General features: G+C 69.4%; 15 protein-coding genes and 1 tRNA gene. 8 read left to right on the top strand and 8 right to left on the bottom strand.

Translation table 11 applies throughout. The features are described from left to right. The 4 genes from ACN28G_RS29555 to ACN28G_RS29540 all read left to right on the top strand — a co-directional run. Window positions 1-851, top strand: an 851-nt coding sequence (locus ACN28G_RS29555) for a CPBP family intramembrane glutamic endopeptidase (RefSeq protein WP_421481011.1), incomplete at its 5' end; no start/stop codon positions are given. Next, window positions 848-1,027, top strand: a complete 180-nt coding sequence (locus ACN28G_RS29550) for a hypothetical protein (RefSeq protein WP_421478043.1) — start codon at window positions 848-850, stop codon at window positions 1,025-1,027. The genes ACN28G_RS29555 and ACN28G_RS29550, both read left to right, overlap by 4 nt. Then, window positions 1,024-1,668 (top strand): RNA polymerase sigma factor, encoded by a 645-nt coding sequence (locus ACN28G_RS29545; protein ID WP_421478042.1) that lies wholly within the window; start codon window positions 1,024-1,026, stop codon window positions 1,666-1,668. The genes ACN28G_RS29550 and ACN28G_RS29545 overlap by 4 nt, the downstream gene beginning before the upstream one ends. A 301-nt stretch (window positions 1,669-1,969) precedes the next feature. Continuing rightward, window positions 1,970-2,042 (top strand) — tRNA-Arg (locus ACN28G_RS29540). A gap of 146 nt (window positions 2,043-2,188) precedes the next feature. Here the strand turns inward: ACN28G_RS29540 and ACN28G_RS29535 are convergent. From ACN28G_RS29535 to ACN28G_RS29525, 3 genes are read right to left on the bottom strand one after another with little or no spacing between them, the layout of a single operon-like run. After that, entirely contained in the window at window positions 2,189-2,437 is a 249-nt protein-coding gene (locus ACN28G_RS29535) for a hypothetical protein (protein ID WP_421478041.1), read from the bottom strand. Continuing rightward, window positions 2,434-2,676, bottom strand: a complete 243-nt coding sequence (locus tag ACN28G_RS29530; protein WP_421478040.1) for a hypothetical protein — start codon at window positions 2,674-2,676, stop codon at window positions 2,434-2,436. Before ACN28G_RS29530 ends, ACN28G_RS29535 begins: the two co-directional genes overlap by 4 nt. Continuing rightward, entirely contained in the window at window positions 2,669-2,944 is a 276-nt protein-coding gene (locus tag ACN28G_RS29525; protein WP_421478039.1) for a hypothetical protein, read from the bottom strand. The genes ACN28G_RS29530 and ACN28G_RS29525 overlap by 8 nt, the downstream gene beginning before the upstream one ends. Window positions 2,945-3,298: 354 nt before the next feature. Between ACN28G_RS29525 and ACN28G_RS29520 the strand changes: the two genes are divergently transcribed. Together ACN28G_RS29520 and ACN28G_RS29515 are read left to right on the top strand one after the other, a co-directional pair. Next, on the top strand, window positions 3,299-4,063 hold the full coding sequence (locus ACN28G_RS29520; RefSeq protein ID WP_421478038.1) for a GntR family transcriptional regulator: 765 nt from the start codon (window positions 3,299-3,301) through the stop codon (window positions 4,061-4,063). A gap of 10 nt (window positions 4,064-4,073) precedes the next feature. Next, window positions 4,074-4,736, top strand: coding sequence for a YdcF family protein (locus ACN28G_RS29515; RefSeq protein WP_421478037.1), 663 nt, complete (start codon window positions 4,074-4,076; stop codon window positions 4,734-4,736). A gap of 295 nt (window positions 4,737-5,031) precedes the next feature. Here ACN28G_RS29515 and ACN28G_RS29510 read toward each other — a convergent pair whose 3' ends face one another. Then, complete coding sequence (locus ACN28G_RS29510; RefSeq protein WP_421478036.1) at window positions 5,032-5,925, bottom strand: hypothetical protein; 894 nt, start codon at window positions 5,923-5,925, stop codon at window positions 5,032-5,034. Window positions 5,926-7,280: 1,355 nt separating this feature from the next. Here ACN28G_RS29510 and ACN28G_RS29505 point away from each other — a divergent pair. Further along, the gene (locus tag ACN28G_RS29505; protein WP_421478035.1) at window positions 7,281-7,784 is read left to right on the top strand and encodes a protein-tyrosine phosphatase family protein; all 504 of its coding nucleotides are present in this window, start codon (window positions 7,281-7,283) and stop codon (window positions 7,782-7,784) included. Here ACN28G_RS29505 and ACN28G_RS29500 read toward each other — a convergent pair. Then, complete coding sequence (locus tag ACN28G_RS29500) at window positions 7,753-8,667, bottom strand: aldo/keto reductase family oxidoreductase (protein ID WP_421478034.1); 915 nt, start codon at window positions 8,665-8,667, stop codon at window positions 7,753-7,755. The two genes, ACN28G_RS29505 and ACN28G_RS29500, sit on opposite strands and share 32 nt — an antisense overlap. Before the next feature lie 115 nt (window positions 8,668-8,782). Between ACN28G_RS29500 and ACN28G_RS29495 the strand changes: the two genes are divergently transcribed. Beyond that, on the top strand, window positions 8,783-9,205 hold the full coding sequence (locus ACN28G_RS29495; RefSeq protein WP_091433996.1) for a winged helix-turn-helix transcriptional regulator: 423 nt from the start codon (window positions 8,783-8,785) through the stop codon (window positions 9,203-9,205). Between the two features lie 21 nt (window positions 9,206-9,226). On the opposite strand, the gene ACN28G_RS29490 is transcribed toward ACN28G_RS29495, so the two are convergent. The 3 genes from ACN28G_RS29490 to ACN28G_RS29480 form a co-directional block, all read right to left on the bottom strand. Beyond that, on the bottom strand, window positions 9,227-10,324 hold the full coding sequence (locus tag ACN28G_RS29490; protein WP_421478033.1) for a thiopeptide maturation pyridine synthase: 1,098 nt from the start codon (window positions 10,322-10,324) through the stop codon (window positions 9,227-9,229). Next, window positions 10,321-11,379, bottom strand: coding sequence for a thiopeptide-type bacteriocin biosynthesis protein (locus ACN28G_RS29485; RefSeq protein WP_421478032.1), 1,059 nt, complete (start codon window positions 11,377-11,379; stop codon window positions 10,321-10,323). The genes ACN28G_RS29490 and ACN28G_RS29485 overlap by 4 nt, the downstream gene beginning before the upstream one ends. Then, window positions 11,376-13,071 (bottom strand): lantibiotic dehydratase (locus tag ACN28G_RS29480; protein WP_421481010.1); only part of this gene is annotated, 1,696 nt, incomplete at its 5' end. The genes ACN28G_RS29480 and ACN28G_RS29485, both read right to left, overlap by 4 nt.

The raw sequence follows: 13,071 nt of genomic DNA, 5'->3' as shown, positions 1-13,071 counted from the left end.
GACTGCCGCTGCTGGGCGACTACACCCTCATGGCGTACACCATCGCCGGAGTGGCCGTCGCACTACCGATCGCCATGCTCACCGTCAAGACCATCGAACGGCGGCCCGCCGGCAGCGTCCTGAGCATCGCCGGCCGCATCCGCCGCCGCTGGCTGGCGGTCTGCCTTGCCGTCGCGGCGCCGACAGTCCTGACCGGCATGATCTCCGGCTTCGTGATCGAGGTGCTGACCCACACCAGTGACGTCGAACCCGCCCCGACGCAGCCGTCCGGGTGGCCGGGGTTCGGCCCGTACCTCACCACCGTGACGATCGTGGCCGTGTTCCTGATCGGGCAGGTCACCGCCGAGGAGTACATCAGCCGCGGCGTCATCCTCCAGAGCGTCGGCCGGTTCTTCCGTTCTCCGTGGCCGGCCATCGGCGGGCAGGCGGTCGTCTTCGCCGCCCTGCACGGGCCCGGCACCGTCTGGGGTGTCCTGCTGGTCCTGACCATGGGCGTCGCACTCGGCTGGCTCGCCGTCGTCACCGGCGGCATCGAAGCCGGTATCGCGTTTCACCTGGCCGTCAATTTTCCGCTTCTGTTGCTGACGGCCGCGATGCCGCGCCTGGCCGATCCGACCGCCAACGCCGCCGGCGTCGGCTGGCAGACCGCCGCCACCCAAGGACTCACCGTCGCCGTCTACGCCACGATCGTGGGCCTCCTCGCCACCAAGACCCCCCTCCTGCGCCTACTCGCACCCCGCACAAAGGCAGTAACCGCCCACCAGCAAGCGTCAGCCGCCGCAGCCCACCACCACGACGCGCAGCGGCACCCATCCGACCAGCCACAGACCCCGGCCCGGAGCACGCCATGAAGGACCTACTCGCCCTGATCGGCGTACTCATCCTGGCCCTCGCACTGGCCAAAGGCAGCCTGTCGAACACCCTCTGGATCCTGCTACGCCTACGCCTGGCACGCCCCCTCACCACCCTCATCCTGCTCGTGATCATCATCCTCGCGACCAACTACGCCCACCGGACGACCCCATGACCACACCCCCCGGAAACCCCCGCCAAGAGGAACACGACGACCGTCCGCCGGAATGGGACCTCGTACGCCGCGCCCAACACGGCGACCGCGACGCCTTCGGCCAGATCTACCAACACCACCACAGCCACGTCCTCGGCCACGTCACCACCCGCGTCGGCAGCCACCAACGACACCTGGCCGAAGACATCACCGCCGAGACGTTCCTACGGGCCTGGAAAAACCTTCACCAGTACACCCAACCCCGCCGACCGATCATCGCCTGGCTACACACCATTGCCCACCGCCTCGTCCTCGACCACGCCAGAGCCCGCCGCACCCGACCGGAGCACCCCGCCGGCCTTACCGACGACTACCACGCCACAGAACCCCAGGACACCACCAGCGCCGAATCAGCCGTCATCCGCAAGTACGAACTCCAACAAGCCCTCACCGCATACCAACACCTCGACACCCGACACCGCACCTGCCTTCACCTCCGCCACTGGCGAGGCCTCACCGTCCCCCAGACCACCATGGCCCTCCACACCACCATCGCCACCGTCCGACACCTCGAAGCAACCGCCACCGCCGCCCTCGCCCAATACCGCACGGCAGACATCCCCCTACCGCACTGGCACCCCGGCCACCACCAGCGACGGTGAACCACACCCGAAGCGGCGGCGGCGAGCCCGACTTGGCGCGGCATCCGACCGACAAAACCGGCCACTTCGATCTTGGCTGATGTGTGCGACGTGTGCTCTTCAGCGGAAGCCACCCCCGGACAACCCCGGCCAGCCCGGGTCAACCCCGGCCAAGATCAGGGTCGAAATCCGGGGTTGATGTGATCCGAGGCGCTCCGACCTGGCCAAATACCGGCCGGAACCAGCCCGGACAGCCCGGGTCAACGCGGGTCACTCCCTGCCACCCGGGGTAAACCCGCAGGTCGCTAGACTGGCCACTCGCGCCCCCGTAGCTCAGGGGATAGAGCATCGGTTTCCTAAACCGTGTGTCGCAGGTTCGAATCCTGCCGGGGGCACCTCGAAGATCAGCGAAGAACTCCTTGACCTGCGGATATGCTCGAACCCCATCGTGGCGCCGTGACGAGGCGGGCACTCGGCTACGACCGACGATACGGCGTACCCGGCAAGCAGGCCCTTGTGCAGAGGCACGACCGTCCGGCGCTCACTGCGGGCGCAGCCACGACCAGGACGACGCACGGTTGATCCGTTCCGGCCGGGTCGCCCCCGGCCACCGGCGCGGTAGCCGCCCGTACCGGCCGAAGACCCGCAACGCCGCCCGCCGCTGCGGGCACGGGCCGACCTCGGCGCAGCCGGAGCAGCGCCCGTCGGCGCTCGACGGCGTGTGCCGGTCCAACCGCGCCTGTGCCGCGCGCAACTGCTGTGCGACGGTCGCCGACAGGTACGTGGTCACCGCTCCGCCACCCCGGCCGGCAGCAGCGCGGCGCGTACCAGGATCTGGGTCTGCGGCCCACGGCGGCCGGTGGCGTCGAGCTTGAAGCCCTCGACCCAGACCCACTCGTCGCACTCCGGCCGGTTGCTCACCAGCCGCACCCCGGTCACCCACACCGTCACCGGCCCGTCCGCCGGCCGGAACCGGTCGTCCGCCGCGATCCGCAGCACCGCTCCGAGCTGTACGCGCACGTCAAACACGCCGGTTCACCGTCCCCCGTGAGACATCGGGTCGCCGGGTCCGGCTACCCATGGCAAGCAGCTCGACGTGCAGGCCGGCGAGCTGAACGAAGACCTCCCGCCGCCCGGTGGCCTCACCGGTGGCCCGGTCGATCACATAACCCGTCAACCACACCCAGCCGTGGTACGTCGGCTTGTCGCACACCGACATCACCCGCAGCCACAACCCCCGGTCCCCGCCGAACTGCACCGACGCCCGCCGGCCGAGGAACACCAGGTCCCCGGGCATCGGCGGCAGCACCGTTACCGGCTTCGGCCGGGGCGGCACCGAGGTGGGCGGGCCATTCCGGGGATGTCGTTCGGGTCGAGATCCCACGCCAGCACCCACCCCGGGCCAGCCTCAACACGCACCGGGCACGATGGCCTGGGCGGTGCCCCCGGGTGGGATCGAGGATGATCTGGAGACGTTCGGAACTTCCGCAGGGCCACGCATCACGCTCTCCCACCAGCCAGGCATTAGAACTAGCTCTATGTGACCCGATCGACCATGGTGCTGTCAATAGAACTAGCTCTAATGTTGAACGGGTGGGCACACTTGCTGGGTAGAGATACCTCGACACAGCGCACCGGCCAGGAGGAGCCAATGGGTATCGGGTACCGGGATCTCGCCGCGCTCCTGCGCGAGGCCATCCAACGCGGCGACTACCCCGAGGGCAGCACCCTGCCCAAGCAGGACGAGATCGCCACCGAACACGGCGTCAACATCAACACCGTCCGCCAGGCCGTCCGGGTCCTCGAAGCCGAAGGACTCGTCACGCCCGTCCGCAGACGCGGCACCGTCGTCCGGCCACGGGTCGCCATGAGACGACTCGGCATCGACCGCTACGCCAAGAGCAAGTGGAAGTCAGGACTCGTCGCCTTCGCCGCCGACCGCGAGGCAACCGGCCGTCCCTGGGCCCCCGGCGATCAGACCAACGAGGTACGCCTGACCGAAGCGGACGCCGAGACCGCCGAAGCCCTCGGGCTGAATCCCGGTGCACCGGTCTACGAACGCGCCCGCCTGGTCAAAGAGGCCGACATCCCCACTCACACCCTGACCAGCTACTACCGCCCTGAAGACGTCGAGGGAACCTCCCTGGTCGACCCAACCCCCGGCCCCGCCGGACAAGGCGGCGGCTTCGGCATCCTCACCAGCCAAGGACTCGAACCCGACACGATCACCGAGGCCGTCCGCGCCCGAATGCCCACACCCGAGGAAGCCCAGATTCTCCAGCTTCCCGCTGGCGAGCCGGTCATGGTTCTGCACCGCACGACGCTCACCCGAGACGGCCGCCCCGTCGAGTTCGCGCGCGGAGTGCACGCCGCATCCCGCTTCACCTGGTCGTACACCTTCAAGATTCCCGACTGAGGCACCCACGATGACGACGACTCCCCCGACCATCCCCGCCGAACACCGCGCGGACGTCGAATGCCTGTGGGACTACCACCACATGCACCACGAGATCCTGCCCGTTGATGTGGGCATCGGCCTCGGCAGCCATGACCTCGGAGTCGCCAAGGTGGCCACCGACCTCTACCACCGAGGGACGTACCCGACCCTGGTCTTCACCGGTGCCAACGCCCCGACCACCAACGAGGCCTTCCCGCGAGGCGAAGCCGTCCACTACCGCGAGTACGCCATAACCCATGGCGTACCAACCGCCGCGATCCTCATCGACACCCAGGCCACCAACACCGGCCAGAACATCAAGTACGCCCGCGCACTCCTTGCCGAGCACCAGGTCCCGGCCCGATCGGTGATCCTCATGTCCCGCCCCTACCAACAGCGCCGCGCGTACGCCACCTGCAAGAAGCTCTGGCCCGAAGTCGACGTGATCTGCGCGTCCCACCAGCTCTCACTCGACGGCTACGTGGCCAGCATCGGCGACACCAAGAAGGTCATGGACATGCTCGTCGGCGACACCCAGCGCATCGACAGGTACGCCGAACTCGGCTACGCCATCCCGCAACACATCCCCGACCAGGTACGCGCCGCCTACACCCGCCTGCTCGACGCCGGCTTCACGAGCCGCCTCGTGTAGGTCGGCCCGTCGGCCAGCCTCAGGCGACACCGCGACCGTCTTCGACCGGCGGCCCCGAGTCCCCGACTGCGCCGCCTCGATGAACTCATTCAGCACCGAATCGACCGCCGTGCCGTCCGCGTACATCTGACCGGCATGCGCCTACCCCGTGTCGCAGTGCCATGATCATCCGCAGGTCCAGGGCTTTGGAGCACGGGCAGCAGTGCCTCCGGCGGGCCCCTCGGGCTCTCCGGGATGACTGGAGGCAAAGATGGCAGTGATCAAAAGGTTTCGATTGTTGTGGCGAGCCTCAGGGCTAATGACGAATTAGACCAGCATCACTGGCCATGTCCGCATTGCCGGATTGCACCTCGAACAGATCAGGGCCAATGAGTACCGAGTTGAGGCGAAGATAGTCCGCCCATTCGGGCGGCCATTTAGTTGTGGAAGACCAACGCACGCCCCCCAGGTTCACCGAACTCAATAGGGAAAAATTGCGGAGGTCGGCTCCGGCGAAATCCGACCGAAGCTGGTCAAAGCTTTGCGCCAGCGCATTCGCGAAGCCCTGTTTGACATCGACCGCTATATCGAAGGCGAGGGCAACGGCTAGGTAAAGGTCTGCGGCCAACGCGGGCTCGAGGTCGAGGTCATGGGAAGCCGTACGAGCTAACGCGAGAGCACTTCCGCCTCGAAGGCTGACGGCAAGACTGTGGGCGAGATCGGCGTTTCGAACCAAGTCTTGCTCAAGCTCCCGAACGCTGTCTCGCAGCGGACTGAGGCTGCTGCGGCCCGGGATGCCGAAGGTGCGCGCCAAACGAGATTCAAGGCTTGGTCCAAAGCGCAGCATATCGCCGATAGTGCGGGCGAGCGTGGTGGCAACCGGACGGGCCTGCTCAAATTCAGAATCACTTGCGTAAACCATGAACCTCGCAATTCTGCTGGCTGTGGAAATATTCTCCTCAAGGGAACTGGTCAATCCAGGAATGTCGTCGTGCGAGCCAAATATGTCGATGATGATACGGCGAATAGACAGCCATTTCCTGACATCGTCAACGAGACTCAGAAGGAGCGTCATTGCGATAAGCGCAGGATGGCTGCGAAGTGCCAGACGAACTTCTGGCGATGCCGATTCCAACCGTCTGAATACGGCGCTGCGCTCCGCTGGCGCTTGATCCTGAACGCTTTCACTGCGGTTGTGAACGGCGCTCATCCTGTCGGGCATGGAAGACCGCCTCGCCCCGGCGGCGACAAGGACGCTGGCCCACCAAGGCGACGTCGTGATGCGCAACCAGGGCTCGTCAGGCCGAGATACACGAGCGATCCGGCCCAGTAGGGTATCAGCGCGTACCATCCGCCACGACCTCACTGCCTTCCAAGGCATCTGTAGGTGGCAAACTGGCTGAATTCGGCTTCTGCTCGGTGATTTCAACTCTACTCAGGACGCCACGAACTACGGAAGGCGCGCACGCTCCCATGATCAATGCTGGCCATGCTCCGGTCATCTGAGCGTGAGCCGCCGCCGCTACCATGCCGCCGACCGCAAGGCTAGCGAGGGCGACAAAAAGATGTGGCCAGATACCGTCTTGGGAGTATCGCCAAGGCCACCGGTAGCCGGCCGCCACGACCGAGGCCGACAGGCCAAGAAGGCTGGCGACCAAGCCGCCGGCCAGCCCCCACCCGGCGGCTTCCTGAACGCCCATACACGCACAGTAGCCGATGAATGGCTTGCAGCCAACGGAAGGCTTTGTGGTGGCGTCCAAGGTCGGTGGCCGGACTGTAAAGGCGCATAAATTGACCACCGTGGCCGCTATGCGTCGTCGAGGGCGGGCTCGAAGATCATTCGGTCAGATTTACGACACTTGAGTGCGGCCAGGGGCGGCAAGCGTCGGCAGGTTCCGCCCTGGCTGGAGCGTCAATCCGGTTGATTTGATGACGTTCGGTCCCCGCGGTGGGTGTAAGGGTTCGAATCCCCGCCAACGGCATGACTGTACAGCCGCATGCGCAGTCAAGATGGCCGATGGGTGCGGTCCTGGGCTGGAGTGGACGACACGGCGAGCAGGCCACCGATGACAGCTGGCAATAGTCTTGATCTTGCAAGACGGGAGGCACGGGCTCGCGGCCCGCCCTGCGGGCGGCCTCAGCGCCCCATGCAGAGTACGGGCAATGATCTTTTGGCTTGCGGAACCGCTGAGTGGCCAGCCCGCCCAGGTCACGAGCACAGTGGCCACTATGCCGCTGTCGCCTTCCTAAACCGTGTGTCGCAGGTTCGAATCCTGCCGGGGGCACCTCGAAGATCAACCTGAACGCCATCCTGGCCTGCTGAAACTCTCCGTCCCCCGACCGCTCCACCTCGGGCCCCGGTTGCGTCGCCGGCTACCCGACGCGCCCCGCTCGAACCCGTCTCGCCCTCGGCCACCCGCGCTCGCCGAGGTCAGTCCGAACCGGCCCAGGTTGGTATCTTCGAGGCGACGCCACCGGCACGCTCGGCCCCGTTGAGGGACTTGCCCTCGCACTCGTTTTCCACGCCAACAGATCGTCCCGCAGATTCCCACAGGAGTGGCAGCGATGGTCGAGAAACACGATCTCCGTACCGAAGACGAGTTGGGAGTCTCCATGACGGAACAGTGGAGTGTCGATGCTCCGGGTGTGATCGAGCTGCCGTCCGGGCGCCGCTTCCGGGGGCGGGGCCTCAGATACGACTCGCCGGACGGCCCGACGCCGACGTTCGCGGTCCATCTGACGGACAAGCCGACCGCGGAACCCCAGTGGGAACGGGTCTGGGTGCGGTGGCGGGACTTCTGGTTGCCGGCCGACCCCGACGAAGCGCTGCGAGCGCTCCGGCAGGCCTACGATCGAGCCGAATCCGACCGGGTGGAGATCGCCTGCGGGGGTGGTATCGGGCGTACCGGCACCGGCCTGGCGACCTTGTGCGTCTTCGAGGGCATGGCCCCCGACGAGGCCGTCAACTGGGTGCGCCGGCACTACCACAGGCGCGCCGTCGAGGTCCGCTGGCAGCGCAGGTTCCTGCGCCACGCCTTCAGTGCCGCAGTGGATCCGACGGATCGTTAGCGACGACCGGGGCCCGGTCCTCGCGGTCCAGCTCGGCGAGGTCCTGGTCGGACAGGGCGAGGCCGGCGCCGACGATGTTCTCGCGCAGGTGGGCCACCTTCGACGTACCGGGAATCAGCAGGACGTTCGGCGAGCGCCGCAGGAGCCAGGCGAGGGCGACGGACTTCGGCGTCGCCCCCGTCCGGGCGGCGACGGCCGAGAGCGCCGCGGAGCGCACCGGTGAGAAACCACCGAGCGGAAAGTACGGCACGTAGGCGACGCCGTCGACGGCCAGTTGCTCGATGAGCTGGTCGTCGTGGCGGTGGGCGAGGTTGTACATGTTCTGCACGCACACGACGGGGGCGACGGTGCGGGCCTCGGCGACCTGCTCGGCGGTGACGTTGCTGACCCCCAGGTGGCGGATCAGGCCGTCGCGGTGGAGTTCGACGAGGGTCTCGAACGCCTCGGTGATCGGGCCGGGCTGAGGCCCCTGGGCGTCACCCATCCGCATGTTGACCAGGTCGAGGGTGTCGACCCCGAGGGACCGCAGGTTGTCGTGGACCTGCTGGCGCAGGTCCGCGGGGCGGCGGGCGGTCGGCCAACCGCCCTGCGCGTCGCGGTTCGCCCCCACCTTGGTGGCGATCAACAACGATTCCGGGTACGGGTGCAGCGCTTCGCGGATCAGTTCGTTGGTGATCCGCGGCCCGTAGGCGTCGCTGGTGTCGATGTGGGTGATGCCCCGGTCGACCGCTTCGCGCAGAACGGCCAGCGCGCCGTCGCGGTCGGCGGGTGGCCCCAGCACCCACGGTCCGGCGAGTTGCATGGCGCCGTAGCCGAAGCGGGTGACGGTGTGGTCGCCGAGCGTCCAGGTGCCGCCGGGCAGGGCGGTGGGAGAGGTGCTCATCGGGTCACTTTCGTTGTCGGGAGAGGGTGGCGCGTTCCAGCATGGGAGCTTTACTCTCCATCGGGAAGTAGGCACTTGAAAGTGCGTAACCACCCAGCAGGGAGAGGGGAGCCCGGTGGCCACAACGAGAGCAGCGCAGCAGCGGGCCCGGGCCAAGGCGGACTACGACGCGTTCCTCGCGGTCTGCCCCAGCCGTCAGCTGCTCGACCGGATCTCCGACAAGTGGGTGGTGCTGGTGCTGTGCGCGTTGGGCGGTGACGCCGGCCCGCGACCGGACGCGCCGAGGGCGCTGCGCTACTCCGAGCTGGCCCGGCTGCTGGCCGGGGTCAGTCAGAAGATGCTCACCCAGACCCTGCGTTCACTGGAACGCGACGGTCTGCTCACCCGGACGGTGACGCCGACCGTCCCGGTCACCGTCTGCTACGAGCTGACCGACCTCGGTCTGTCGCTGCACCGGATGACCCGGGAGATCAGGTACTGGGCGCAGGACCACATGGGTGAGGTCCTCGCCCACCGCGACGCCCACGACGCCTCCTGACCGGGCCTGCGGCCCGGCGGTTCACCGCAGGGCGTCCACGAACTGTCGGGCCAGGGCGGCCGGTGAGATGTCGTACTCCTCCTCGACCGTGCGGGCCACCAGGTGACAGAGCAGGTAGCGCTGGGTCGGCACGATGCCGAGTCGGCCCAGGTGGGAGTAGAGCTGGTTGATGGCCAGCCGGTGACAGCGGAACCAGACCTGCGACAGCACCTCGCTCCGGTGGGCCGGTGTCTCGCTGAGGATGTCGTGGAAGGCGATCGGGTGTCGTAGCTCCATGCCCTGCTGGTCGAGGTGGTCGAGGTCGATCTCGCCGCTGGTGAACAGCGGCTCGGCCCGCGCCTTCTGGTCCCGGACGATCCCCAGCCAGGTCTCGACCAGCGGATCCGGGCGACCGCCCCGCACCGTGGCCAGGGTGGCGTGGAGCCGATCGCGCAGCGCCGGGCGGTGCCGCCGGTACCGCTCGTCGAACGTGGCGCGGACGGCGTCGGGGTCGGCGGTGTACGCCAGGAAGGACTCGACGTGCGACCGGAACGACAGGTAGCCCCGGGAGATCGGTGGGACGCTGAGGTGACCGAAGGCGAACAGCAGGTCCAGGGCGTGTCCGATCCGGTCCACCGCACCGCTGCGGATCGCGGCCAGGGTGTCGAAGGTCAGGGCGGTGCTGCGGGCGTACGCCCCGGCCAGCAGGTTCGCCAGTTGCGGGCTGCCCAGGACGTGCCGGCGGTCCTCGTACGGTTCGAACTGGACGGTGTTGTCGGGGTACCAGGGGGTGAGCGGGCCGGGGTCTGCCTCGCGGACGGCGAGCCGCCGGTGTGCCGCCAGGTGGTCGGCCTCGCGCAGGGCGGCCGTCGAGGGGTGGTCGCGCAGGTAGTCGGAGAGGCTGCGCCGCGCGGTGGGGCGTACCGTCGCGGCCCAGAGTTGCGGGGTGGTCCGCAGGTTGATCCGCAGGTGGGGGCCACGGCGCCAGTGGCGGATGAGATGTGGTTGGTCGACGACGTCGGCGAGCGCGGTCAGCAGGGGGCGTACGCCGTCCAGGATCAGGTCGTCCTTCTCCTGGGCGTGGTACCGGACCTGGATGCTGTACCAGCCGGGTTCCTCCGGCGGCGGGGTGGGCGTCATCGGAAGTCCTCCTGTTCGCGCGCGGGTTCTCCGAGGTCGACGCAGGCGGCGCAGACCAGGTAGTGCAGCTGGGTCTCCTGGTCGACACCGAGACCCAGCCGGTTGCAGAGCAGGTGCACACAGCGCAGCAGGACGACGAGCAACGCCTGCTCCGCACGGGTCGGCCCGGCGTCGGCGAGGCGGGTCGGGCCGGCCTCGGTGAAGCGGGACGGGCCGGCGTCGGCGGTGAAGCGGGTCGGCACCGACCGCAGGTCGGGGTGGAAGTCCCCGACCCGGTGCAGGTCGGTCAGCTCGGCTCGGAGCCGGTGGATGGAGGCGGACCAGGCGGCGACGAAGGGGTCCGGATCAGCCCCTGGTCGCGTCGACTGCGCCGCCGTCCAGCAGCTGGACACCAGCCGCCGCAGTGCGGTGCGCTGCCGCAGGTAGCTCTCCCACCGTGCCCGGTGGCCGTCGGCCGGATCCCAGTGGGACCGGGACCGGGTAAGCAGGTGGGCCAGGCGGTGCCGGTCGGGTTGCCAGGCGGCGAGCGCCGAGGCCAACGCGAGCACCGCCAGCCGCGAGCGGTGATCCGCAGCCGCCGGGCGGGCCAACGTCGACAGGGCCAGCCAACTGGAGTCGGTGAAGTGGCCTTCAACGGCCCGGGTCGCCGCCCGGCCACCGTAGATCGGGTACTCGGGCTGGTAGGGCTGGACCTCCACCACGTCGGGCGGGCGGATCCGTCGGTCGTGGTCGGCCCGGCCCTCCAGGCGGGCGTACCGCTCGGCGAGGGCCGCGTACCGCTCGGCGGGCCCCGGGGGCGGGGAGGGGAACCGGGCCAGGTGCGCCTCCAGGGTGGACCGGGTGCAGGCCGCGACGTCGGCGGCGAGGTCGGGCCGGGTCGGCAGCAGGCGGAGCCGGAGGTGCGGCCCGCCCTCCCAGTACCTGATGAAGAAGAACTGGTCGAGTACGCCGGTGGCCCGCAACGAGGCGACCAGTGGGGCGACCGCCCCGGTGAGCAGCCGGTCGTGGTCGCCGCGGTGGAAGGCGTGCAGCGACAGCCAGGGCGGCGGGGTCACGAGGGGCCGATCTCGACGACGTACTCGGTCACGTGCCGGCCCTCGGTGCCGTAGCTCGGGGCGTCGGCGAGCTGCGGCAGGGCCTCCTGGAAGGTGAGCACCGCGCCCGGGTCGCGCAGCAGGCGTTCGAAGAGGCGTACGAGCGGCACGTTTGCCAGGTCGAGGTAGACCGGCTTGACCGGGGCCGGTCGGCTCGCCGTGACGTACGAGCGCTGGGGGATCCGGTGTTCGGCGAACCAGGTGGCCAGGGTCAGCAGGTAGCCGGCGTCGTCGACGCCCTTGGCACGGCCCGGCACGAGATCGGCGCGGACCCGCCAGGAGGCCCGGGACACGGTGACCCGGCCGATCGACAGCCGGGGTCGTCGCCGTACCGTGCCGGTCGGGTGTTCCGGGGTCCCGGTGAAGATCTGGGCGGTCGGGGCGGCGGCGTTGGGCACGTCGCCGAAGAGGTGGACCAGGAAACGGGCGAGTCGGGGCAGCCGGGCCCCGGCCATCATGCCGGTGCACGCGATGCGGACCGCACCGTCGTCGCTGCGCCGCCGCAGGCGCAGACCCGGGGTCGCCGCGTCGGGCGTCACGACCAGGTCGTCGAGGGGGATCCGTTGCTGCGGCGGGCGGGCGCTGACCATCCCGGGGTGGCAGATCTCGAAGCCCACCGCCGGGGAGCGCAGGTTGACGTTGCTGCCAAAGAGGCCGGTGAGCTCGGCGAGGTAGCCCGCCGGGTCGGGACCGGATAGTGCCGTGGACCCGGGCGGGTCGACGGGGTCGGCTGCCTCCGGGGCGACCTTCGCCAGCAGCCGGTGCACCCGGCTGCGGACGGCCCCGTGCCCGGCGCCGACGCCGTTGAGCACCAGCCGGAGCCCGTCGGCGGCGGGTACCTGCTGGACGAAGCAGGCCAGCGCCGGGGCGGGTCGTACCCACGGCGGCCAGCCGGCCACCAACGCCCGTACCCGCGCCGGGTCGACGGTGATTCCGTCCTGGCCGGTTTCCGGCCCCGCCCAGAGGGTGGCCAGTGCCTCCTGTCGCAGCCGGTGCAGCAACCGCACCTCGGCGAGGGTGCTGCCGGCCGGGTCGGGCGGCTCCCCCGGGTGCAGCAGGCCGGCGAGCTCCGCCAGCGCCGTTGCCGGGGCGGCGTCAACGGTCAGCCGGGACAGCTCCCGGTGCAGCGTGAGCAGACCCACCCGGGCGTGCGCGCCGTACCGGTCGACGAAGATCCGGTGGGCCACCAACCGGACGACCGTCGAGTGCTGGAAGAGGGCCAGAAAGCGGTGGACCACGTGCAGGTCGGCCACGGCCGGACGCCAGGCCGGCCCGCCGAGGCGGACCGGGTCGGCGGTGAAGACGGCGTTCTCCCGGAAGAGGTTCCGGGCGGGCAGCGGCGGGCCACCGACCTGGCCGCTCACCGTCTCGAACTCGGTGCGGATCCGGTGGTGCAGCTCCCGGCGACGGCAGGCGCCGGTCCCGGGGGCCGGATAGGTGTCGAGGGCGTCCGCGAGGGCCCGGAGCGGTCCGGCGGCCGGTGCGTCCGGGCCGAGCCAGGCGCGCAGGTCGTGCAGGTGGTCGGCGGCCTGGTCGGCGAAGGGAGGTCGGATCTCGACCAGCCCGATCTCGACCAGCCGGTCGAAGGTCACCGCGGCGTCGCGGGGCAGGCGGCGGCCCACCTCCGCGAGGGGTCCGCCGGCACCGACGGCC

The sequence above is a fragment of the Micromonospora sp. WMMA1923 genome (assembly GCF_049179195.1).
Taxonomy (GTDB): Bacteria; Actinomycetota; Actinomycetes; order Mycobacteriales; family Micromonosporaceae; genus Micromonospora; species Micromonospora yangpuensis.
The sequence above is the reverse complement of the archived record's forward strand: the minus strand, read 5'-3'. Positions and strand labels throughout refer to the sequence as shown.

Excerpts from the sequence above, each read along its gene's own strand:
- ACN28G_RS29525 (WP_421478039.1), bottom strand. The coding sequence starts at position 2,944 with ATGCCCGGGGACCTGGTGTTCCTCGGCCGGCGGGCGTCGGTGCAGTTC.
- ACN28G_RS29500 (WP_421478034.1), bottom strand. The coding sequence starts at position 8,667 with ATGAGCACCTCTCCCACCGCCCTGCCCGGCGGCACCTGGACGCTCGGC.
- ACN28G_RS29490 (WP_421478033.1), bottom strand. The coding sequence starts at position 10,324 with ATGACGCCCACCCCGCCGCCGGAGGAACCCGGCTGGTACAGCATCCAG.
- ACN28G_RS29545 (WP_421478042.1), top strand. The coding sequence starts at position 1,024 with ATGACCACACCCCCCGGAAACCCCCGCCAAGAGGAACACGACGACCGT.
- ACN28G_RS29505 (WP_421478035.1), top strand. The coding sequence starts at position 7,281 with ATGGTCGAGAAACACGATCTCCGTACCGAAGACGAGTTGGGAGTCTCC.
- ACN28G_RS29510 (WP_421478036.1), bottom strand. The coding sequence starts at position 5,925 with ATGAGCGCCGTTCACAACCGCAGTGAAAGCGTTCAGGATCAAGCGCCA.
- ACN28G_RS29550 (WP_421478043.1), top strand. The coding sequence starts at position 848 with ATGAAGGACCTACTCGCCCTGATCGGCGTACTCATCCTGGCCCTCGCA.
- ACN28G_RS29515 (WP_421478037.1), top strand. The coding sequence starts at position 4,074 with ATGACGACGACTCCCCCGACCATCCCCGCCGAACACCGCGCGGACGTC.
- ACN28G_RS29520 (WP_421478038.1), top strand. The coding sequence starts at position 3,299 with ATGGGTATCGGGTACCGGGATCTCGCCGCGCTCCTGCGCGAGGCCATC.